The sequence below is a fragment of the Blastococcus xanthinilyticus genome, from assembly GCF_008124835.1.
Classification (GTDB): domain Bacteria; phylum Actinomycetota; class Actinomycetes; order Mycobacteriales; family Geodermatophilaceae; genus Blastococcus; species Blastococcus xanthinilyticus.
Genome location: NZ_VNHW01000001.1, coordinates 538455 through 559728, shown reverse-complemented (window position 1 = coordinate 559728; position 21274 = coordinate 538455). Strand labels below are relative to the sequence as shown.

17 protein-coding genes are annotated in these 21274 nt (G+C 71.5%); 6 read left to right on the top strand and 11 right to left on the bottom strand.

Annotated elements, in window-relative coordinates:
* The first annotated feature begins 27 nt into the window (after positions 1-27).
* Positions 28-219 (top strand): hypothetical protein, encoded by a 192-nt coding sequence (locus tag BD833_RS02625; RefSeq protein WP_166531534.1) that lies wholly within the window; start codon positions 28-30, stop codon positions 217-219.
* 17 nt (positions 220-236) lie between these two features.
* Here the strand turns inward: BD833_RS02625 and BD833_RS02620 are convergent, their stop codons facing one another.
* Both BD833_RS02620 and BD833_RS02615 read right to left on the bottom strand, forming a co-directional pair.
* Positions 237-4754 carry a cation-translocating P-type ATPase gene (locus BD833_RS02620; protein WP_166531533.1) on the bottom strand — a complete coding sequence of 1506 codons (4518 nt, stop codon included), beginning with the start codon at positions 4752-4754 and terminating at the stop codon, positions 237-239.
* A 70-nt stretch (positions 4755-4824) separates the two neighbouring features.
* Positions 4825-5076 (bottom strand): tautomerase family protein, encoded by a 252-nt coding sequence (locus BD833_RS02615; protein WP_279535987.1) that lies wholly within the window; start codon positions 5074-5076, stop codon positions 4825-4827.
* Positions 5077-5129: 53 nt separating this feature from the next.
* Here BD833_RS02615 and BD833_RS02610 point away from each other — a divergent pair, with 53 nt between their 5' ends.
* Positions 5130-5612 carry a hypothetical protein gene (locus tag BD833_RS02610; protein WP_166531531.1) on the top strand — a complete coding sequence of 161 codons (483 nt, stop codon included), beginning with the start codon at positions 5130-5132 and terminating at the stop codon, positions 5610-5612.
* 24 nt (positions 5613-5636) lie between these two features.
* On the opposite strand, the gene BD833_RS02605 is transcribed toward BD833_RS02610, so the two are convergent.
* Both BD833_RS02605 and BD833_RS02600 read right to left on the bottom strand, forming a co-directional pair.
* Positions 5637-7274 (bottom strand): phytoene desaturase family protein, encoded by a 1638-nt coding sequence (locus BD833_RS02605; protein ID WP_166531530.1) that lies wholly within the window; start codon positions 7272-7274, stop codon positions 5637-5639.
* A gap of 41 nt (positions 7275-7315) precedes the next feature.
* The gene (locus BD833_RS02600) at positions 7316-7480 is read right to left on the bottom strand and encodes a hypothetical protein (protein ID WP_166531529.1); all 165 of its coding nucleotides are present in this window, start codon (positions 7478-7480) and stop codon (positions 7316-7318) included.
* 198 nt (positions 7481-7678) lie between these two features.
* Here BD833_RS02600 and BD833_RS22860 point away from each other — a divergent pair, with 198 nt between their 5' ends.
* Positions 7679-8251: an excalibur calcium-binding domain-containing protein gene (locus tag BD833_RS22860; RefSeq protein WP_243737401.1), complete on the top strand. Its 573-nt coding sequence runs from the start codon at positions 7679-7681 to the stop codon at positions 8249-8251.
* Between the two features lie 112 nt (positions 8252-8363).
* Here the strand turns inward: BD833_RS22860 and BD833_RS02590 are convergent, their stop codons facing one another.
* Positions 8364-10229, bottom strand: coding sequence for a DUF2075 domain-containing protein (locus BD833_RS02590; protein WP_208092294.1), 1866 nt, complete (start codon positions 10227-10229; stop codon positions 8364-8366).
* A gap of 128 nt (positions 10230-10357) precedes the next feature.
* Here BD833_RS02590 and BD833_RS02585 point away from each other — a divergent pair, with 128 nt between their 5' ends.
* Together BD833_RS02585 and BD833_RS02580 are read left to right on the top strand one after the other, a co-directional pair.
* Positions 10358-10702 (top strand): nucleotide pyrophosphohydrolase, encoded by a 345-nt coding sequence (locus BD833_RS02585; protein ID WP_243737400.1) that lies wholly within the window; start codon positions 10358-10360, stop codon positions 10700-10702.
* A gap of 110 nt (positions 10703-10812) precedes the next feature.
* Positions 10813-12000 (top strand): hypothetical protein, encoded by a 1188-nt coding sequence (locus tag BD833_RS02580; RefSeq protein WP_166531528.1) that lies wholly within the window; start codon positions 10813-10815, stop codon positions 11998-12000.
* 177 nt (positions 12001-12177) lie between these two features.
* On the opposite strand, the gene BD833_RS02575 is transcribed toward BD833_RS02580, so the two are convergent.
* A complete protein-coding gene (locus BD833_RS02575) occupies positions 12178-13233 on the bottom strand; it encodes a DNA cytosine methyltransferase (protein WP_243737399.1) in 1056 nt (351 codons plus the stop codon).
* A gap of 258 nt (positions 13234-13491) precedes the next feature.
* Between BD833_RS02575 and BD833_RS02570 the strand changes: the two genes are divergently transcribed.
* A complete protein-coding gene (locus BD833_RS02570; RefSeq protein ID WP_243737398.1) occupies positions 13492-13917 on the top strand; it encodes a very short patch repair endonuclease in 426 nt (141 codons plus the stop codon).
* Here the strand turns inward: BD833_RS02570 and BD833_RS02565 are convergent, their stop codons facing one another.
* From BD833_RS02565 to BD833_RS02545, 5 genes are read right to left on the bottom strand one after another with little or no spacing between them, the layout of a single operon-like run.
* Positions 13918-14706 carry a DUF6339 family protein gene (locus BD833_RS02565; RefSeq protein ID WP_166531526.1) on the bottom strand — a complete coding sequence of 263 codons (789 nt, stop codon included), beginning with the start codon at positions 14704-14706 and terminating at the stop codon, positions 13918-13920.
* On the bottom strand, positions 14703-15596 hold the full coding sequence (locus BD833_RS02560; RefSeq protein WP_166531525.1) for a hypothetical protein: 894 nt from the start codon (positions 15594-15596) through the stop codon (positions 14703-14705). The genes BD833_RS02565 and BD833_RS02560 overlap by 4 nt, the downstream gene beginning before the upstream one ends.
* On the bottom strand, positions 15593-17488 hold the full coding sequence (locus BD833_RS02555) for a hypothetical protein (RefSeq protein ID WP_166531524.1): 1896 nt from the start codon (positions 17486-17488) through the stop codon (positions 15593-15595). Before BD833_RS02555 ends, BD833_RS02560 begins: the two co-directional genes overlap by 4 nt.
* The gene (locus BD833_RS02550; RefSeq protein WP_166531523.1) at positions 17485-18477 is read right to left on the bottom strand and encodes a PD-(D/E)XK motif protein; all 993 of its coding nucleotides are present in this window, start codon (positions 18475-18477) and stop codon (positions 17485-17487) included. Before BD833_RS02550 ends, BD833_RS02555 begins: the two co-directional genes overlap by 4 nt.
* Positions 18474-21086: a Z1 domain-containing protein gene (locus tag BD833_RS02545; RefSeq protein WP_208092293.1), complete on the bottom strand. Its 2613-nt coding sequence runs from the start codon at positions 21084-21086 to the stop codon at positions 18474-18476. The genes BD833_RS02550 and BD833_RS02545 overlap by 4 nt, the downstream gene beginning before the upstream one ends.
* Positions 21087-21274: the final 188 nt, after the last annotated feature.

The window sequence follows — 21274 nt, the reverse complement described above, 5'->3', positions numbered from 1 at the left end:
ATGTCGCCCGATGCCATCTTGCGTCCGATGTCGACGGGCAACCTGCTGGCCGACTGCGAGCGCTGGTGCCGGGACACCCTGCCCCGCCGCCCGGTGCGGACCGCGCTGCGCGTCGTGCCCGCTCCGGTCGAGGTGCCCCGGCCCGCGCCGCTGCGCCGCGGGACGTTCCGGCCGGGGGCCGACTGGCCGGGCCTCGCCGCCCTGCGCACCGGGAGCTGAGCCGCGCCGGGTGCCGCTCACGCGGGAGCCGGCGAGCCACTCCCTGACGCCGGCCGTCGGCCGACCAGCCGCGGAACCAGCTCGGCGCCCGCGGCGCCGGCCGCGGCCGAGCCGAGCACGACCGACCAGGAGACCGGGTCCAGCGGCGTGCACCCGAAGAAGCGGCTGACGCCGGGAGTCTGCACGATCGCGACGAGGGCGGCCAGCGACCCGGCCACGGTCGCGAGCACCAGCGGGCTGCGCCGTCCCGACCACGCGGTCTGCGCCAGCTGGGTGCTGATCAGCGCGGCCAGGCCCATCGTGCTGGCCCGGCCGGGGAGGACGGGGGTGGCCCGGCCGATCGCCCAGGCGCCGGTGGCGCCGGCGGTCGTCGCGGCGCCCCGCACCAGCACCATGCGCTTCACCTCCCGCGCGAAGCCGCGGTGCGGGCCGGCGCACAGCACGGCGGCGAGCGGGTGGCCGGCGAGCGGGCCGTCGTCGTCGGTCGGCTGCACCTGCCGCGGCGCCGCCACGGCGACCGCGAGCGCCGGGAACATGTCGGTGAGCAGGTTGACCAGCAGCAGCTGACGGGTGCCCAGCGGTGCCCGGCCGCCGACGGCGGTGCCGAGCACGGTGAACGTGACCTCGCCGGCGTTGCCGCCCACCAGGATGGAGACGGCGTCGCGGACCCGGGACCACATGGCCCGCCCCTCGGCGATGGCGTCGACCAGCCGGGTGAGATCGAGGTCGGTGAGCACCAGGTCGGCGGCGGTGCGGGCGGCCGGTGACTCGGCGCCCTCGACGCCCACGCCGACGTCGGCCAGCCGGATCGCCGCCGCGTCGTTCACCCCGTCGCCGGTCATCGCCAGGGTCGCGCCGGCCTTGCGCAGCGCGGCGACCAGGGTGACCTTCTGCTCGGGGGAGAGGCGGGCGAACACCGCTGTCTCCGCGACCATGCGGGCGCGCTCGCTGTCCGACGCCCGGGCCAGCGTCGCGCCGGTGACCACCCGGTCGGCGTCGGGGATGCCGGCCTCGGCGGCGATGGCGCTCGCGGTCTCCGGGTGGTCGCCGGTGGCGACGACGACGCGCACCCCGGCGGCCCGCAGCTGCTCGACCGCGCGCACCGACGACCCGCGCAGCGTGTCGGCCAGCCCGATCAGCCCGCGCAGGCCGAGACCGGTGGCGGCCTCGTCGAGGTCGTCGGGGACGCCGTCGACGGCGCGGTCGGCGACGGCGAGGACCCGCAGCCCCTCGCCGGCCAGGGCTCGAATGCGGTCGCGGACGTCTGGCGCGTCGGCGCAGCGGCGGAGGACGGTCTCCGGGGCGCCCTTGACCACCAGCCGGCCGTCGCGGACGGCGGCGGAGAAGCCGCGGCCGGCGGCGAAGGCGAGGCTCGCGTCGGGGGCGTCGTCCCAGGCGTCGCCGGCGGCGTCGAGCACGGCGCGGTCGGTCTCGTGCGCGGTGTCGTCGCCGTTGCCCATGCCGGCGGCGGCCAGCCGGAGCAGGTCGTCGTCGGTGCCGTCGAGCGGGACCAGCCGGGTGACCCGGAGCCGGTTCTCGGTCAGCGTGCCGGTCTTGTCGAAGCAGACGGTGTCGACCCGGCCGAGGGCCTCCAGCACCCGGGCGCTGCGCACCACCGCGCCGCGCCGGGACAGCCGCCGGGCCGCCGCCTGCTGGGCGACCGTGGCCACCAGCGGCAGCCCCTCGGGGACGGCGGCGACCGCGATCGCCACTCCCGCCGACACCGACTCGCGAAGCGGCCGACCCCAGAGCACCGAGAGCAGCGTGACCGCGCCGCCGCCGACGAGGGTGATCGGCAGCACCGAGCGGGTGAGCTCGGCCAGCCGCGCCTGCACGCCGGCCGGGGGAGCGGCGCCCCCGGCGGCGCGGGCGGCCCGCCCGGCCTGGGTGGCGGCGCCGACGGCGACGACGACCGCCCGCCCGCGCCCGGCGACCACCGTGGTGCCGTCGAAGAGCATGCAGGTGCGGTCGCCGACCTCGGCGCCCGGCGTCGCGGTCACCGACTTGCCGACCGACAGCGATTCGCCGGTGAGGCCGGACTCGTCGACCTCCAGGTCCTCGGCGTCCAGCAGCCGGGCGTCGGCGGCGAGCACGTCGCCGGCCTCGACGACCACGACGTCCCCGGCCCGCAGCGCGCTGCCCGGCACCTCCTCGGTGCCGCCGTCGGTCTCCCGGCGGACGCAGGTGTCCTGCTCCAGCAGCAGCGACTCCAGCGCGGTCTCGGCGCGCAGCCGCTGCAGCCCGCTGACCACGGCGTTGATCGCGGTGACGCTGCCGACCAGCACCGCGTCGGTCACCTCGCCCAGCACCGCGGTGGCGCCGGCTCCGGTGACCAGGATCGGGGTGAGCGGATCGGCGAGCTCGGCGGCGACGGTGCGGGCGAAGCGGGCGGGCGGGAGCGCGGCCGCCCGCCGGGTCATGGCCGCCACCCGGTGCGGCCGCTGCTCGGCCTCGTCCGGCCGGTCGGCCAGCCGGCGCAGGACGTCGTCGGGCTCCAGCGCGTGCCAGGGGGTGTGCACGGTGGGCGCCGGAACGGGTCGGCTCGCGATCCGGGCGGCGGCCCAGGTGCCGGCGGTCATGGTGCTGACGGTCGCCCACTTGCCCGGCGTCGTCGCCCGGCGCTGGCCGTAGCGGGGGCTGCCGACGGCAGCGAGCAGCCCGCCGAGCACGTTGCCGGTGAGCGCGGTGCCGGCCGACCTCCGGCTGACCGCCTTCGCGACCGGGACGGCGGCGACGATCCGGCAGGCGTCGGCGAGGCCGGGGGAGGTGACCAGGTCCGCGCCCCACGCCGGAGCCCGCCCGTCGAGCACGGGGATGACCGCGATGTCGGCGGCCAGCAGTGCGGGGCCGTTCACCGGAGAGACGAGCAGCACGCCGCGGCCGTCGTCCTGCAGGTCCCGGACGGTGTCGACCAGGGGCGCGTCGATGACGTCGTCGGCGAGGCCGGTGATCTCGCGGGCGCCGACGTGCGGGGTGAGCACCAGCCGTAGGCCGGCGTCGGTGGCGGTGCTGAGCAGCGCCTCGGCGTGCGGGTCGAGCTCGGCGGCGATCGTGACGGTGCCGACCCTGCGGCGGCCCCGGAGGAGGCTGCGCACCTCGCCGCCGGGGGCGTCGTCGCTGCTGCGGGGCGGGCCGAGGCGGATGCGGGCGCCGTCGTCGTCCTCCCCTCCGGTGAGCAGCCGGGTCGCCGCCGACCAGACGGCGGCGTCGTCCCAGCCATCGGCTTCGCCGGTGGCCTCGACGACCACCGGCGGGCCGGTGCAGAGCGCGGCGGAGTCGACGACGACGGTGTCGATCCGGTCGAGCCGTCGGTAGGCCGAGCCGTCGAGCGGGAGGATGCCGCGGCGGCACAGCAGCAGGTCGAGGGTGGCGGCGAACGACTCCCGGCCCTGGACCGCGGCCTTGGGGGTGAGCGCCTTGAGCAGGTCGGCGCCGCGGCCGGGGCTGCGGGTGAGCGCGAGGACGGTGAGCGCCGCGGCGAGCTCGCTGGGGGCGAGGCGGTCGCGGTAGGTCTCGACCGGGCCGTTGCGCAGCGGCGCCGGTCGCGGGCCGGGCGGCTGCTCCGGCGTGGCCTCGTCGTCCTCGGGCCCGGGGCGGCAGAGCTCGCGCTCCCGGTGGCGCCAGACCTGGCGGCGGGCGCGCATCTCCACGGCCCGCTGGGTCGCGGCGGCGGCGTTGAGCGCCGGCACGGTGGGGCTCTGGGTGAGGGCGTGCAGCAGGGCGCTGGTGCCCTCGAAGACGAGGTCGGTGCCGACCGGGCCGATGCGGCCGGAGATCGCGTTCTTGAGCCACTGCTGGGTGTCGAGCAGCGCCATGAGCAGGGTGGCGTGCCGGTGCACCGCGGGGATCGGCAGGTACTTCGCGGCGGTGGCGACGCCGAACGCGGCGGTGTCGACGGCGGCGGCGAGCACCGCGGCCAGGAGGGGCTCGAGGTCGGCCGGGTGGTCGGGGCGCTGCGGGTAGACGCCGGTGCCGCCGCGGGCCTGCTCGATCTCGGTGACCACGCCGACGACGTCCTCGACCCCGACCCGGCGGGCGTCGACGGCGACCATCACCCGACCGACGACGTCGTTGACCGTGGCCCACTCGACGCCCTCGAGCCGTTCGAGCCGGCTGCGGAGGGCGGAGCGGGCGGCGGGGGCGTCGTCGTCGGTGGGGGCCTCGACCTCGATCTGCAGGCGGTCGCGGTCGCCCCAGACGCGGCGCGTGTGGCGGGCCAGCGGAGGTTCGAGCATGCCCTTGGCGGCGTCGACCAGGTCGTGCAGGTGCCCACCGGGGAGCGGGTCGGCGCCGGTGACCAGCGTGCCGACCGCGCGGGTGGTTTGCGTGGCCGCGTTCTTGGCGAGGTGCGCCCCGGTCCTGATCCCGGCCGCCGCGACGCGGGTGGTGCCCGAGGCGGTGCCGCCCAGCAGGCCGGCGCCGAACACCACCGGAACGGTGGCCAGCGCGGCGACGCCGGTCGCCAGGGAGGTGGCCTCGCGCGCGGCTGCGTGGGCGGTGCTGCCGGCCCGGGCGAGCCGGCGGAGCAGTGTCATGGCGCCCCCGTGTGACGACGGTCACTGGGAACGGTACGTCGTCGGGCGGATGCGGGCAGCCCGCCGCGGCTCAGCCCTGGTCGGCCTTCGCGCGACGGTCGGCGACGGTCTCGCCGGCGACCGAGATCTCGGTCGGCGGCACCTCGACGATCCACGCCCGGACCGTCTCCGGCGGCGCACCGATGCTGTCGGTGGTGGCCTGGCTGACGGCGGCGAGCAGGTCGCGCTTCTGCTGCTCGGTGCGGCCGGCGATCATGGTGATCTGGATGAAGGGCATGCCGGTATGCCTAGCAGCCGTCCGCCGGAAGGGCCCGGCGGACACCGGCGGGTCCAAGGCCCCTGGGGTGCGGAGCGAACCGCTCCTACCGTTCCGCCATGCGCAGGTTGCTGCTCGCCGTGCTGCTCTGTGCCGGGCTCGTCGGGGTCGGGGCCACTCCGGCCGCCGCGTCCGCCCGGGTCGCCGCGGACGGGACGTTCACGGTCGCCGTCACCGGGGCACCGGCGCTCCAGCCGCTGCCGGGCGGCCGGTGCCTGGCGACCCTTCCGGTCACCCTCGGCTTCGCGGGCACGCTCGAGGGGACGGCCCCCGGCACGATCCGGGTCGCCGTCGATGCGGCGTGCGACGTCGCGTTCGCCGTTCCGCCCGGCACCTACGCCGACGCCTTCCTCTTCACCGGGACGTTCACCGGCACCGTGGCGGGGGAGGAGGCCGGCGCGCGGCTGGTCTACAGCGGCGTCACGCGGGCCGGCGGGCAGGTGCGCGGGCTGATGGCGCTGCACGGCGACGCGCACGGGCTGCTGCGGGTCGAGGCGAGCGCCGGCGCGGGCGGCACGTACCGGGGCTCCGTGCGGGCCTGAGGTCGCCGTCGTCGGGGCCGCCGCTCAGCCGCCCAGCGCCCGCCGGCCGGCCGCGAGCAGGCCGGGCTGCGCCGCCCGGATCACCTGCTGCGCGGCCAGCAGCCCGCTCGCCCCGCCCAGGCCGGGGCCGGGGTGGGTGGAGGCGCCGATGTGCCACAGCCCGTCGACGGCGGTGCGGTGCCCGCGGGTCTGCGGGGTGGGCCGCCAGAGCAGGAACTGGTCGATGGTGCAGGCGCCGGCGTAGGGGTCGCCGCCGACCAGGTTGCGGTTCCAGGACTGCAGGTCGGCCGGGGAGAGCACCCGGCGCGCGGTCAGCGCGGAGTCCAGGTTGGTCACGTGCCGGGAGAGCTCGTGCACCACCCGGTCGGCGTACCGCTCGCGGAGATCCTCGGTCCAGGTGCCGTCGCCGACGTCGATGCTCCCGGCGGCGTCCCCCTGCGGTCGGCCCGGGGTCTCCTGCAGCTGCAGCCAGAGCACCCCGGCGCCGTCCGGCACCCGGGTGGGGTCCAGCGCCGCGGGCTGCCCCGCGACGATCGTCGGGTGCACCGGCAGCAGGTGCCGCTGGGCCTCGTTGACCGCGCGGCTGACGCCGTCCAGCCCGTCGCTGACGTGCACGATCGCCGCCTGGGACATCCGGTCGTGGTCCTCGGCCCAGCGAGGTGGCTCGGAGAGCGCCAGGTGGATCTGCATGTCGCCGCGGCCGTAGCGGTAGCCGCGGGCCGCCTGCCGCACCCGGTCGGGCACCGTCGCGACGCCGTCGAGCAGGTCCAGGTACAGCTGCTGCGGGGTGACGCTGGCCAGCACCGCCTCGCGGGCGGTGACCACCTCGCCGTCGGCCAGCCGGACGCCGGTGGCCCGCCCGCCGGAGGTCTCGACGGCGACGACGTCGGCATCGGTGCGGGTGGTGCCGCTGGCGTCGGTGACGATGCCGGCCAGCGCCTCGACGAGCCGCACGCCGCCGCCCTCGGGCACCGGGCAGCCGCCCTGGGCCAGCGCCAGCGCGATCACCTTGTTGATGAAGCCGCTGAACGCGTCGTCCGGCCCCAGCCCCTCGTGCCCGACCCACGGGGAGAGCAGGCCGTGCACGGTGGGGGAGGTGAACGTGCCCGACAGCCAGCTGCGGGCGGACTCCAGCCCCTCGGCGCCGAACTGCTGCAGCCCGCGGGGGCCGAGCTGCCGGAAGGCCTGGCCGGCGAGCTTCAGCCCGTCCAGCGACAGCAGCTCGGTGCCCAGCGCGCCGAACGCGATGCCGGCCCTGCTGCCGAACTCCTCGAGGAAGGTGCGCCAGGCCTCGCCGTCGCCGGGGGAGAGCCGGTCGAAGTCGGCGGCGGTGACGTCGGCGTCGGTGGAGAGCACCGCCGTCGACCCGTCGCGCAGCGCGGCGGCGGCGGGGAGGTCGGTGTTGCGGTAGACGACGCCGCGGGCGGCGAGGTCGTCGGCGAGCGAGGGGTAGGCGGGGCCGCCGACGAACAGCGGGTGCCAGCAGGAGAAGAGGTCGGTGGTGAAGCCGGGCGCCGGGGTGTCGGCCTCGGTGCGGATCGCGCCACCCAGGCGGGGTGCGCGCTCGTAGATGCCGACGTCCCGGCCGGCCTTGGCGAGGGTGGCGCCGGCGACGAGGGAGTTGATCCCGCTGCCGATGATCACGACGTCATGTGCGGCCATGGGTGTGGCACTGCCCTGGTGCGCAGGGGAGCGAAACCGCCTCAGGGCGCGGCGAGCTCCAGGGGGGCGTTCGTCTGGACCTCGCGTGCTGCCGTGGCGCGGGCGGAGACCGTGTACGCCACGGCGGCGGCGACCACGAGCGCGGGGTCGACGGCGTCGCCACCGCGACGCTCACGCGCCGGGCTGTCGGTTGCCCGGCGCTGCAACCTCGGTGGCTGACCTGTGGTGCTGGCGGCGGAACTCGTCGCTACTCGGCTTCCGAATGCTCGTCATGCGGGACCTTGCGCATTTCTGCGCCTCGTTCGTAACAGCGATCACCCAGGAAGCAGCGTGCTCCCTTTCCCCACCGGCTCGGCAGAGGTAGCGATACCGTCCCGTGCCACTACGGGGAATGGAGAACGATCGTGTCTGATACCGCTGTCCTGTCTGGTGCTTCCGCTGCTGTGCCGGCCGAGTCCGGCAAGAGCCCGAAGCGTTGGCTGAAGTGGGCGATCCCGCTCCTGGCCTTCCTGATCGGCGTCGGTGTTGGGGGTGCCGGCAAGGACACCGATGTCCAGGCCTCTCCCGCGTACATGACGCTCAAGAGCGAGCTGACGGACACCCAGGAGGAGGCGGCCGACCTCGAGGCCGAAGTCGCGGACGCCGAGAACAGGATCCGGCAGGCCACGGCCGAGGGTGAGTCGCGCCTCGCCGCACAGGCGGCCGAGTTGGCCCAGCGCACCACGCAGCTCGATGAGCGGGAGCGCGCCCTGGTGGCCCGTGAGTCGGCGGCTGTCCCGGCCGCGCCCGCTCCCCAGGCTGCCCCGCGGTCGACGGCGCCCGCACCCGCGCCGGTAGCACCGGCGCCGCAGGCAACGAGTACTTACTACAAGAACTGTGACGCCGCGCGAGCCGCCGGTGCAGCTCCGGTGCGCACGGGAGACCCGGGCTACGCCGGTCACCTCGACCGGGATGGGGACGGCGTCGGCTGCGAGTAGCCGGTAGACCAGGCGTTTGCTCCATCGGCCCGGAGGTCGTTCAGTGAACGAGCGCCGGGCCGATGCATGTCCTCATGTGGCCTCGTGCTGAGGACAAGCGCGGCCGACTGTGTCAGCCGACGAGGCGCTCCAGAAACCGCTGCGTCTCCGGATCAGTTGAATGCAGGTACACGCCGCGCAGCCCGCGGGTGAGTAGCACCTTGTAGACGTTGCGCACCAGCAGGTCGAAGTCGGCGTCGCTGACCTTCTTGGTGTTGCGGAAGTCGGGGTCGCGGTTGGCGCTACGGACGGCGACCCACCGGTCGCCGCGCCACACCAGGTCGGGGCCGATCAGGACACCGTTCCACTCGTACTCGAACCCCTGCGCGGTGTAGACGCACCCGACCTGGCCGAAGCCGCGGTCGTCGCTGGCCCACAGTGCGGCGGGTGGCGCACCGCCGACGGAGCGATCGCCCTTGAGGTTCCACGGGCGCGACCAGTCGCCGATCCGTACGTCGGGCACGAGTGAGCCGTCGGCGCGGGGGTCGCTCCAGGTCCAGCAGTAGCCCGCCGCCATACGTGCGTTCTGGTGATCGGCGAGCTTCTCGGCCAGCAGGGTCTCCATGGCGGACGGTGAGGGTGCCGTGCGGACCTCGAACCGTTCGTCACCGGTCCAGGAGGCCGGGCCGCCGGGTGTCAGGCCGAGGAGCCGCTCGACCCACTCGATGTACTGGCCGCTGCCGCCACTGCGGTACTGGGTCGATAGGTCGATCTGGTGGACGTCGAGGCCGCGTCCGCGGGCGTGCTTCTCGATGTCCTCGACGGTGCCCATCTCGCCCGGGCGCACGACCTGGTTCTGGTCGAGCAGGAAGACCGGCACCCGTGCGGCGTCGATCAGTTCGTCGATCTGACGCTTGCCGGTGCGGTGCTCGGTCTTGGTCCACCGGTTGGCCGACGTCTCGCGCAGTCGGTGCGCCTCGTCAGCGATGAGGACGTCGAGGCCGTTGCGGTCGGCGTCCATGAACTGGTTGAAGTAGCGGAACAGCGCGGCCGTGCGAGGCGCGCGATGGCCGGCCACCCGACGCAGTGTCTGGGTGAATGACCGGGACCCGGTGGCGTGCGCGGCGCGGATTCCGCGGCGCCCGAGTTCACCGAGAAGGGACAGCGCGATGACGCTCTTACCGCTCCCGGGCCCGCCGGAGACGATGACGACGCTCTTGTGGTCGCCCCTGCGGGCCTTCTCCACCTCGTGTAGCACCAGGTCGAAGGCGACGCGCTGCTCGTCGAGGAGCACGAACTGCTCCCGGGTACGCAGCTCCTCGGCGGCGACCGCGAGCAGCTGCTTGCTGGGAGCGACGGAGGACCGCAGCAGTCGGTCGGCGTGGACGGACGCGTTGGTGGGGGAGAGGCGGCTGCGGAGGAAGGCGTGGAAGTCTCCGCGGTCCTGGGCGGTGAAGAAGCGGCCGAGCTCGTCCTGCGGGTAGCCGCGTAGGGCGGCGACGCCATCGTCGGTGGCGTTGTGCAGGTAGGCGGCGCCGGCGAGGACGTCCTGCGCTCCTTCGAGGACGCCGAGGAAGTCGAGCAGGTACTCGCCGTAGCCGCGAACCTGGGCCACCGGGTGCAGCACCGGCCGGTTGCCGTAGCTGGGCTGGAGCACGAGTTCCGGCTCGTCCTCGAACAACGAGGCCTTCGTCCACTGCTTCAGCTCGACGACGACGTACGAGGGGCCACCGCGGCGGGGGTGCTCGCCGGCCAGGACGACGTCGATGCGCTTGCTGGACAGCGGCAGCTGGTACTCGGCAAGCACTTCGACACCGTGGAGGCCGGCCTGCTCGAGATCGGCGGCGAGCGCGGCGAGGCTGGCGTCCCAGGAGCGAACCTCGGCGGCAGACGGCGAGCGGCTCATCCGGTGTGCCATCTGGGTGGCCAGTGTGGAGCCGATGCGGCCGGCTCGCGCGAAGTCGGCGAGACCCTTGCCGGACGTACGAAGGAGTGGCACGAACCTGTCCCCGGGCAGCACGAATCAACGTGCGGTGGGGGCATGTCCAAGGTCCGGAAGCCAGTCGGTCCGCTTTCCGGTCACCCTAGCCGGGGCAGGCTCGATATCCCGACATCGATACTCGACCGGTGAACGACCTGGCGGAGCTGACGGCGCGCATGCGGACCTTCACCGAGGAGCGTGACTGGCGACGATTTCACGACCTCAAGTCGCTGACCCTGGCGTTGACCGGGGAGGTCGGGGAGGTGGCGGAGCTGGTGCAGTGGCTGCCAGCTTCGGCCGCGGAGGGGGACATCGATGCCCGGCTGCGCGAGCGGCTGGGGGACGAGTTGGCCGACGTCCTGCTGTATCTCGTGCGGCTGGCGGACGTTGTCGGAGTCGACCTCGGCGCCGAGGCGACGAAGAAGCTCGCGACGAACGAGTCCCGCTTCCCTGTTGATGGCCATCGGGGTGTCGCGCCTGATCGGCGGTGACCGTTCCGCACTATGGCTGGGCCGCCGTTCGGCGGTAGCGAACCGCGGCCCAACAGGCTTCCGGCCAGGACATGCCTTCACCCCGGTGATCACGGGTGAGGTCATGACCGTTGACGGGCTGGATCGGCGCTATCGCCGTGGGTACGGAATCGAACTGGGACATCGCCAAGGCGAATGCGCTGTGGGGCACGCCGTCCGGTAGCGGCGCCCGAGTGCGGCGCGGCGACGACCTGTTCCTCTGGAAGAGCGGCGAAGGCTGGCTGGCGCACTGCCGGGCGACGACAGACGCGTGGGCGCCGCGCAGTGTCGACGAGGTGCCGTGGCCGGATCCAGAGCGGTACCGCTATCTCTTCGCAGTCGCCGTGCTGAACGAGCCGCCCACGCCCGTCGTGATGGCTGGAGCGGACGCTGCAGAGCTGGCCGGTCTTGGACGGCGGTCGACCATCCGGCTCGGGCAGTTCCCGGCTCTGGACGACGTGTCGACGGCGGCGGTCGCTGATGTCTTCGGCCCGCCGGCCAGCACTGTGGAGCAGGCGCTCGCCGACTTCCTGCGCGCCGCGGGCATCGACGTGCCGCCGACGGGCGATGAACGCGACTACGCCCAGCGGCTGATCGCGGTCCGTCGCGGGCAGCAGGCATTCCGGCAGGGCCTGCTGCGGGCTTTCGACCGGACCTGCTGCATCTCCGGGTCCCGGGTGGAGGCGACCTTGGAGGCGGCGCACATCCGCCCGTACCGGGGGACCGGCTCGCAAGTGGCCGGGAACGGGTGCTGCTGCGGGCGGATCTGCACACGCTGTTCGACCTGGGCCTGGTCACTGTGTTGCCTTACGGGACGGTGCGGGTCGCGCCGGATCTCCGCGGGAGTGAGTACGAGGAGTTCGACGAGCGGCAGATCAGACGGCCGATCGATGCGGGGCATGTGCCGCTGCGCGAGGCGCTCGCGGAGCACAACTCATTCTGCGGGTGGCTGGACTGAGCGCTCGCCTCATCAGGGTGCCGGCTCAACCTGGAGTCGGTCGTGGCCTGATGCCTGTCAGGTGGTCGTGGCTGTCATCGGAGTCGGCCCGTTCGGCAGGAAGGTGGGCTGGTGGCTGGCTCCGGTGCGGTTCTGCTCGAGGTGGCCGGTGGCGTGGCGATCGTTGACGCTCAACGCGCCGGCCCGGCGCAACGCGCTGACCTTAGGGATGGCAGAGGAGCTGATCGCCACCTTCGACGAGGTGGACGCCAAGCCGGGAGTCGGAGCGCTCGTCGTTCGCGGCGTCTGCAAGTCTGCGCGGGCGGCGACGTCTCGACGCTGATCTCGGCCGGCAAGGGCCCGGCGGCGCCCCCTGCCAACGAAGGCAAGATCTACGCCTCCCTTTCCGGTTCGGACAGCTCCGTGCACCCAGGCCATGACTCGTTCGCCGCTGTGAAATAGGGGGAGTGCGTCGCGGTTGAAAATGCTCGGGGATAAGGTCGTATCCGGAGTAGGTTTGTTATCGCCCCAGCGCTGCCGCGAAATGTGCTCCCAGCTCGCGCGCAAGCTCGACCGGTACGGCATTACCGATCTGTCGTGCGATGTCGAGTTTTGAGCCGCACCATTGGAACTCGTCAGGAAACCCTTGAAGGCGTGCCGCTTCATGGTGCGTGATCGCACGGTGCCTATCGGGGTGCAGGTAGCGGCCTTTCTCGGGCTTGAAGAACTCCGTGCGGATGGTGACCGAGGGGCGGTCCCAGTGCATTCGGCCCATGACGTCCATCGAGCCCTTGTCGTGGGTGATCCAACAGGGTGCCTTGAGGCGGTCCGGTAGATCGAGCCGGTTACCCCCAGGGCGGATGTGCCCAAAGCGCTCCAGCGACTTGTCCGTGTAGTTGCGGGTGATGTGCAGGTCGGGCGACTTGAAGACGCCCGGAACGATTCTCCCAAAGTATTGCGTCGTCGCTGACGGCAGCAGCTGATCCCTAGGGTCCACGTCCGGCGCGAGCCCTTCCAGGGCCCGTCGCACCGTCTTCCACTCGTCCTTCGGCACCGATCCGGTGGGAACTGGGATCTTGGTGAGATCCCGATGGGTTCCGATAACAATGAACCGGCGTCGGAGCTGTGCAGCCCCAAAGTCGGTGGCGCGAACGACTCGCGCGTCGATCTGATAGTCCTCGAGCAGGCCCCCAGAGAGGGTCTCCTGCCGAAGCATCTGGAACTGATCGCTCGCACCGAAGCGATCGACATTCTCAATAAGGAACGCCTTCGGGCGGACGGCGATTAGCGTCTCCATGTAGTGGCGCCACAGTTCGTTGCGCGGATCCAAAGGGCTTCGCTTGCCGAGGTTTGAGAAACCCTGACATGGAGGCCCGCCGACGACGACGTCCGCCTCGGGCAGGTCACCCGTCACCCAGTCCTCGATCTTGCCCCAGTACACGTGGTCCTCGCCGAAGTTGGCGGCGTACGTGGACGCTGCTGCGAGGTCGTGTTCGACAGCGGCCACGGGGGTGTATCGACCCGTCGACGCGAAACCGGCCGTGAGGCCTCCGCAGCCGGCGAAGAGGTCGATCACCCGTAACGGTCGAGCCTCTGAGGGTTCGGGACCTGCTCCGCGATCAGCTTCGTGCACCGACGTTGCCCCCACCGTTCAGCCGGCGCGACCGCCGTGCCATGGCGCCCGCGTACCTTCGCTCGACCCTATCGATCGCAACTCGGAGGTGACGTTAAGCGCGCCGACTGACAGTTCCTGCGTCGAACATACGTTCACGCGTGCTTCGCGGCACCAAGCTGGCGGAAGATCGAGCGGTGAGCCGGGACGGGGGTGGGCAGCGTGACCGATAGGCCGCCGGCATCCAGCCCTGAGGTGGCCGCCCGCATGAGTAGGGCCCGACGTCGGGACACGGCTCCCGAGGTCGCCATCCGTCGTGAGGCCTACCGGCGGGGCCTGCGGTACCGGGTCGATGCCGCGCTTCCCGGACTGCCACGACGGCGGGCCGACATGGTCTTCCTCGGCCGGAAGGTCGCCGTGTTCGTCGACGGGTGCTTCTGGCACTCCTGTCCGGTGCACGCCACTACTCCGACCGCCAACCGCGAATGGTGGGTCGCCAAGCTGCAGCGGAACGAGCAGCGCGATCGGCACACCGACGAGCACCTCGGAGCCCTGGGGTGGACTGTGCTCCGCTTCTGGGAACACGAGGACCCAGGTGCTGCAGTCGACGTCATCGAACTCGCGGTGCGGAGAGCCCCGTGCCGCTGATCAGACGCCGGCGTGCCGTGGGCCTGCGTCTGGTGCTTGTGCGCGCAGGCGCGCGGCCGACTCGATCGCGGCGTCCAGTACCTGACGTCGCAGTTCGTCGTCGTCCAGCGACTCGAACTCCACGACGGCCCCCCAACGGGACAGGCGCTTCAGCACGTCGATGAGCACCTCTCGCTCGGGCACTCGACCGTGGTCCACCGCAGGCCAGATCTCGGCGATCGTGCGGACGAGTGCTCGGCTGCCGCCGATCGAACGCCGGCGGGCGAAGATCTGGTCGAAGGCGGCCTCGCCGAAGGTTTCGAGCAGTTGATACCGGTCGTACTCCCGTGGAAGGGCCAGTAGGTGGGCGCGCCACCACAGTCGTCCCCAGACGTGGCGCGTGATGTCCGTGCCGAGGACGCGGTCCCCGGGAGGCCGCGGGTAGCGCCAGTAGGAGACGTCGGGCAGCAGTACAAGGGCCAGGAACGCCCAGATCGGTCGCACGGCGGCCTCGCCGGCGACGAGGCCGCACCTCTCGTGCAGGAGTCGGGCGATCTCGAGGTCGAACGACACCCTGTCCTGCCGCCGGCCTTCGTCGGGGAAGCCGGCGCGGCGGGCGACCTCGAGGACGTCGTCGCGCAGCTGCTGAAGCTCGTCCTGGGTGATGCGTCGGCCGCCCGTGGCAGCGAAGACGGCCGCAGGATGGCGGAGCGCGTGTCGGGCGCTCAGCGCGGATATCGAGGACTGCAGGTGTTCCTGGTGGAGCCTCTTCGCGGCATCGCCCAGGAGCCGGGGGTACAGGACGCTCACGGGCCCACCATCACCTGGGAGGTCTCCTGGATCCGGCTGCTGAACAGCGCGGGCGCTGCCTGTCGCTCTCGCCGTAGTGCCTCCATGGAGAAGGCGGGGAAGGCGTTACGGACCACGGTGACGAGCAGGGCGCCGAGCGAGCCGATCGGGTAGTCGCTCTCCTCGGTCAGGTCCTCGCTCGTGAGGGCACGTTCGACGAGGACTCGGAGGACGTCGGAACGCAGCGCGGACAGAACCCTCATATCGGCCTCCGTGGGCGAGGAGGCCGCCTCCACCGCGCGGATGACGACTTCGTGACGCTCGTTCACCACCAGCAGGATCGAACCGAGGGCGGCTGCCTCGAGGTCCTCCTCGATGTGGAGGTACCAGCCTGCGCCGGTGGGATACGGCAGGTCGTGGAAGTCGGCGGTCGCAATGGGGAAGAGGGTGTTCTCGCCTTCGAGGAGCACGCGCTGCCGGTCCGCCCAGAGCACACTGCCCGGCCGCGTTGCCGCCGCCATGGATGCCCCTGGAGTTGGACGCCGGAGCGTGATGCTGGTGATGAGTTCGAGGGTCCCCCCGAGGTCGTCCCCGGGGAGCGAGAAGTCGATGGTGACGTCCGAGCCGTCATCGGCAGGAAGCTCCGCGTGCCAGGCCCGCCCGCGCAGCGCCGAGCTGGTGGCCAACCACTGGACGCTCAGGTCGACGGCCGCGTCCTCCGGCAGGCCGCTGAGCCGGCGCAGGCGAAGACCGTCGACCTTCAGCGGTCGGTGCAGGGACAGGGTGGTGCTGTAGTCCCAGTCGGTGAGCGTTTCGGGCAGCGGTTCCCCTCCGTCGGGGGTGAGGCGTGACCACGGGCCCACGGTCACGACGTCGCCGGGCGGACGCAGGAACGGGAAGACGCGCGTCACGTGGCACTCGCAGGAAGGGTTTCGGTCGCGGGCGTCGCGACCAGACCGATCTCGGTCGCGGTGTCCGGCACGGGAGTCACCACGAGGTCCACCTCGGCCGGCCCGACGAGCGTGCACGAGTCCCCCGCGACGACGCCGTCGGGGGTGCTCCAGTGCCTGACGCGGGGCCGCTCGGCTCCTGCCGGGGGCTCGTCCTCACGCCCCTCCCACGTCGCGACGGCCAGGCGGGCCTCCAACCGGACAGAGCCGAGGGCGTCGATGCCGTACCGAGCGACCACCACGAGTGCTCCTTCAATTTCTTCGAGGTGGGGCTCCACGAGTGTCGTCACCCGCGCCCTGCCAGCGGCGGCCGGCCGTCGGTCGTCGACCGCACCGGAGGACTCGGGCCGTGTGCCTCCGGCCGTCGCAGCGCCCTGGGAACGGCGGACGCCAGCCGAAGCGGTCGAGTTCTCCGGCGCTGCTGCGAACGCTGCCGCGACGAGGCCTCCCAGGTAGCTGCTGGCGGCGCCCAGAGCGGTGCGCGACCTGGTGGAGACTGCCGCCTGTACCGGCGCCCGGAAGACGGTGAGCTGCTCCCGGAGGCGGGTGAAGGTGACCCGGACGAAAGTCCGGTCGGGGCCGGTCAACTGCTCGTAGACCCAGTTGTCGTGCGTTGGGGGTTCAGAGGCGGCGTAGACCTCGTCCAGGTCGTCGTCGGCGCGGAAGACGCCCGCATAGACGCTGTGCACCGAGCTGGTGGTCGGTCCCTCGTAGTAGCGGACGACGAGCTCGGGAGAACGCATCAGGCACACGTGGTGCGGATCGCCCTCCACCCCGGCGAATCCGGCGGCCATCGACGCGGCCCCGGCAGTCATCGGCACGACCACCGCGCGCTCGAGCGCGAAGCGGCCGAGGCGCTTCCTGGGGTTGCCGCTCTCGAGAGTCGTCGCGGCGTCCGACTTCAGGCCGCGATACGCCGCGACGAACATTCGCAGCGGATAGGTACGGGCCGGGTCGGGGACCGGGTGAGGAACCCCGGAGGACACGACCTCCGGGGTCAGGCGCTGAGCACCGCGCTCGGGAAGCATGATCGGCCAGAGCTGCCACGCGATCGTGTCGGCCAGGTGGCGTGCCGCGTGGTCCATGTCGTCGAACTCGTCCAGGTCGGGGTCGATGACGACCAGGGTCGTACCGGACTCCCCGGGGCCGAAGGGGGTGAGTCCCAGCGACCGGGCGACCTCGTCGGCGTCCTCTCCGAGGAGCGGTTCCACGTGGTCGTCACGGACGTCCCCCCACCAGTGCCGCCCGGTGAAAGGCCGGCTCTCGGTGTCGACGCGGCCGCGGTTGTCGAAGGAGCTGCCGAGCGCGATCCCGATGAGACGGGAGGAGAGTCCTCCGTGCTCGTCTGCCGTGCGGGTGTAGACGAGGATGGTGCCCACACGGGAGAGCCGATAGAGGACGGCCTTGCCGTAGCCGTACGTGCCGCCGCCCTGGGTGGTGTCTCGCTTCTCGCCGACGTTGAGCACGAACGAGATCCAGTCGCGTCGCCCGTCCGCGAGCTGGTCCGCCCTGGTCGGGCCACCAAGCCCCTTCGTGCCCCGGTCGACCACCGACAGGAGTCGCAGGTTGGGCGTCCGTACGGCACGTCCGACGCCCAGGTGTTCCTGCACGCCGGCTGGCGGGGTGAGCAGTCGCTCCCATGTCGGACGGTGGGTAGGCGCGACCGTCGTCAACTCAAGGCGGTAAACCGTCTCCACGTCCGGCAGTCGGGCGTCCCAGGAATTCTGTGCGGTCTCTCGGACGAAAACCGTCAGGGGATCGACCGGTGGCCGGCCGAGCTGGTTACGAATGCCCTCCGACGCAATTGCGCCGGTGGGAGGGAACGGCTGGGACCACCAGCGCGGTGTGATCACGGGCCCGCCAAGAGAAAGTCCGCAGGGTCCACATCTACGCGCTTCGCGTCCGCAGAGGGGGCGTCCAGGTCGAGTGTGTAGTCGATGGGGCCGAGGCCCGGAGCCGCGGCGTCGCCGGTGAGCCCCGACGGCGTGATACGTGGGAAACCGGGGCCCACCTCGTACACCCGCTCCTCGAGCACCTCGAATCGCGTGCGGTCGTAGACCTGCCGATCCGCCTCGCGATAGCCGACCTTGTGCAGCAGCAGACGAAAGGCGGTGCTGTCGTCCGTCAGGCCGAGGATCTCCGTCACCAGGTCCGGGACGGACGTGCCTTGATCGGATCGGACTCTCAGCCAGCGAAGCAGGAGTCGGCCCGGTGCCTCCACGTCGAGCTGGTCCGCCCCGTGGACGCGGATCGACCGGCCCTCGGGAGCAGTCGTCGTCTTGACCTCCACGGCGTGGCGGCCGTGGTGGAAGTCCTGGGCGGAACCACTGGGACCGGTCCAGAAGGCGACGGCGCCGGGGTCACGACGGAGCGCGGTCCGAAGTAGATGAAGCTCCCCGAAGAGGCCGGCCAGTGCCGTCGCGCTGAGAGGACGGCTGTTGCCGGCAAGCAGCGCACGCCACTCCTTCAGCACCTCGCGAAGTGCAGCGACGGCCCGGTCGGGGGTCGCGGCGATGCGTTCGACCACTTCCACGCACAGCGCCTTGAAGAGGTCCCCGAGTCCCTCGTCGACGAGCTCCAGGGAGGCGTAGGGCTGATACCTGTTCTCGTCCTCCAGAGCTCGCCGTCGGAGGACGACGGCGTCACCGTCGAGGACCTCCTGCAGCGTGTGCCTCGCCGCAAGGGGCACGAGCAGGTGTCGGTGCCCCTGGGCGTCGAGGCCCGCCTGGACCGGCCCCTGCGGCGTCTCGACTCCGACGGGAGCCGTGCGGAAGCTGGTGACCGCTGGGCGACCGGCTGCGGCGTTCCAGATGAGATCGAGGTCCCGGGTGCTGACGGTCACGCGGCCTCGTCGTCGTAGTCGAGGATGGACGTGTCCTCCACCTCCACGTTCACCTTGGACAGGTCGGCGCTGTAGTACTCGACCTCGGAGTCGCGGCCGCCGGAGGGCGGGGTGGGGAACAGCAGGGCCACGCCGATTACGACGTCCTCGGTCGGTGCGCGCAGCGGTAGCCGGCCACCCTTGCCCGTGTCGGACTCGGGTTCGATCGGATACACCAGGACAAGCCCCTCACCCGGCCGCTGCTCCTGACGGAGATCGAGGATGCGCTGCCGGGAGCTGGTGTCGGCGCCGTCAGTGTTCAGGTCGACGTGTTCGTCCCTGCGGCTGGACAGCGTCTTGATGTCGGCGACGCCGTCGAAAGCGGTCTCCGACGGCTGGCCCAGCCGGGCGCGCTTGACCATGCGCACGTCGACGCCCGAGCCGAGATCGCAAGAAGGAGTGTCCGAGGTTGCCTGCGAGTTCCCGATAACCGCGACGGTCCACCGGTTGAGCCCGCCATCGCGCGCCCGCTTCGTGATGTAGTCGACCAGCCGATCTCGGTTCCCTTCCTCCGAGCGTTCGTGGAACGCATACGTCTGCAGGAAGGCAACCACGTCGTCGGTGGGCACCGCCGTGAACAGGGCCGTCTCTGGTCGCGGAGCTGGCCCCACGATGCCGTGCTGACGTGCTGCACGAATCAAATCCCGCGCAGCACTCGCGTTCGCCTCGAGGACGCCGCGGCCGCGCTCGGTCACGTCAAAGAACCGGGACTCGACGAGCGTTCCCCCATACTTCGCGTGCGCGAGGACCGCCGACTTCATCTTGGCCTTGGACGTGATGGCCATCTGCGGGTGAGACCGGAGTCTCACGGCGAACGTCAGCGGCGTCTCTGCAGGGTTGTGCATGTAGCGATCGATGTCGCGACGCATGTCCGCCTCAACCGTCGCCAGGTGGCTGAACCACATGCCCAGCTCTTCGGTCATCCAGATTCGAGGGAGGTCGGCGTAGCCGTTGCGGTACCCGAACCAGCGACCCATCTGCAGCAACGTGTCGTACGCGGACACGGCTCTCACGAAGAGGCTGGACACCAAACCTTCCAGCGTCAGCCCGCGAGACAGGGTGTTGCCGCCCACCGCAATGGCGGTGACGGGCCCCGACTCATAGTTCAGCCGGTCGCTGCTGCGGTAATTGTCGATGACGACCCTGGTCTCGCGAACGACCTTCGGGAGATGAGTCATCACCGTCTCGAACGGGACCTTCGCCTCGCCGAGATCGGCAGCCGGCACCAGGTTGGTCTCGCGTTCCCACGTCGTCCGTAGCCGTTCCACGGTGCGGGACTCCGAAAGGTGCAGCCGTTCGAGCAGTGACTGCCGCAGGTGCTCCAGAGGCTCCTTGAAGGCCTCGTGCACGGCGGTCTCGGTCGTCGTGTGGACGAGCATCGTCGAATGGGGGTTACCGCCTCCCCGCGCGCGGCGTGCCGCGGTCGCCAGCCAGAACCACTCCACCGCTGCCTGCAGCGATCGGGTTAATGCCGGCTGGAAGGTGGCGGCCTCCTTCTTGTTCCGCGGCTTGAGGTCGTCGACCTCGTCGTCCGGCACCAGCCGCACCATGTCGTAGCCGCCCGGCAGATCCGCCGGATCCTCACCGTCCAACAGGTCGCGGCCGAAGAGAATCTCGGTACCGTGATACCCGGTTGGTCTCGGAAGGTTGACGATGAAGTCTCGCGGATAGAAGTTCTCGTCCGCTGACGGGTCGATCAACAGATTGGCGAACGGGGTCGCCGTATATCCCACGTAGCCGACCTTGGGGAACTTGTCGAGGACCTCGAAGAGCAACGGGTTTATCTTCGCGGTCGCAACCGTGGACTGGTCGGCCTCATCGTCGATGATCAAGGTCGGGCACTGGTCCAGGTACTCCCCGGCCGAGGCGAGCCAGTTGCGCAGTTTTCGCAGCACTGCGGCGTTCTTCTTCACGACCAGGAGCAGGTGCTGGTCCTTGGCGGCGAAGAAGGCCTTCGGGTTCGGCGGGGGTGTGAAGTCGTGGACCTCGTTGGTGACCTGGTGCCACTGACTGGGGTTCGTGTCGACGAGGTCCTTGACCAGTCGGATCTGGGTCTGCCGGCGAAGGGTGTTGTGAATGCCGGAGAGAACGATGAAGAGCTTGAAGCCCTTGTCGGCGGCCTTCGCCATGACGGCCGTGAAGTTGGTCGTCTTGCCTGACTGGACGTAGCCCACGACGAGGCCCCGGGTCCGGTACCGGTCCTGCTTCGGATGGTCCAGCAAGGACACGATCTTGGTGGAGGACTTGTCGATCGAGGTGATGTTGTCCTCGCCGAAGTCCTTACGCCTCATCGACGCCACCAGCGCAGGCCAGTTGCGGTCGTTCTCCATGTCGGGGCCCGTGTACCAGGTCTGACGCCCGTCGAGGTACACCGATGCGGGCTCATCCAGATTCCGGATGCGCAGGCTCTCCGTCTCGTGACGTGCCCGGACCGCGCGGATCATCCCGTCGTTCGCCCCGAACAGCTGCAGGTTCTTCACGGCCTCGTGCGGCGTCATCGACTGTGTGATCTTTTGAAAGACCTGGTACAGCTCGTCTACCTGCTCTTGCGTGACCCCCGCGGCTGTCACCACGAGCCCCCTTCCGTAGGTGCGTCGAGGCGAGGGTAGTCACAAAGCGCAACTACGCAGTGACACCAACCCGGTAGGTCGGCACATGGGGCCAGGCGTGCTACCGAGACAATGGAGGCTGCTGTCGTGGGGGTCGCCCGGTGTTGCGGCGCACGGCCCATTGCATGGTCACCAGCGGAAACGTCTAC

Bases quoted from the DNA above. Each gene is read 5' to 3' on its own strand.
- BD833_RS02625 (WP_166531534.1), top strand. From the start codon at position 28: ATGTCGACGGGCAACCTGCTGGCCGACTGCGAGCGCTGGTGCCGGGAC.
- BD833_RS02620 (WP_166531533.1), bottom strand. From the start codon at position 4,754: ATGACACTGCTCCGCCGGCTCGCCCGGGCCGGCAGCACCGCCCACGCA.
- BD833_RS02610 (WP_166531531.1), top strand. From the start codon at position 5,130: ATGCGCAGGTTGCTGCTCGCCGTGCTGCTCTGTGCCGGGCTCGTCGGG.
- BD833_RS02605 (WP_166531530.1), bottom strand. From the start codon at position 7,274: ATGGCCGCACATGACGTCGTGATCATCGGCAGCGGGATCAACTCCCTC.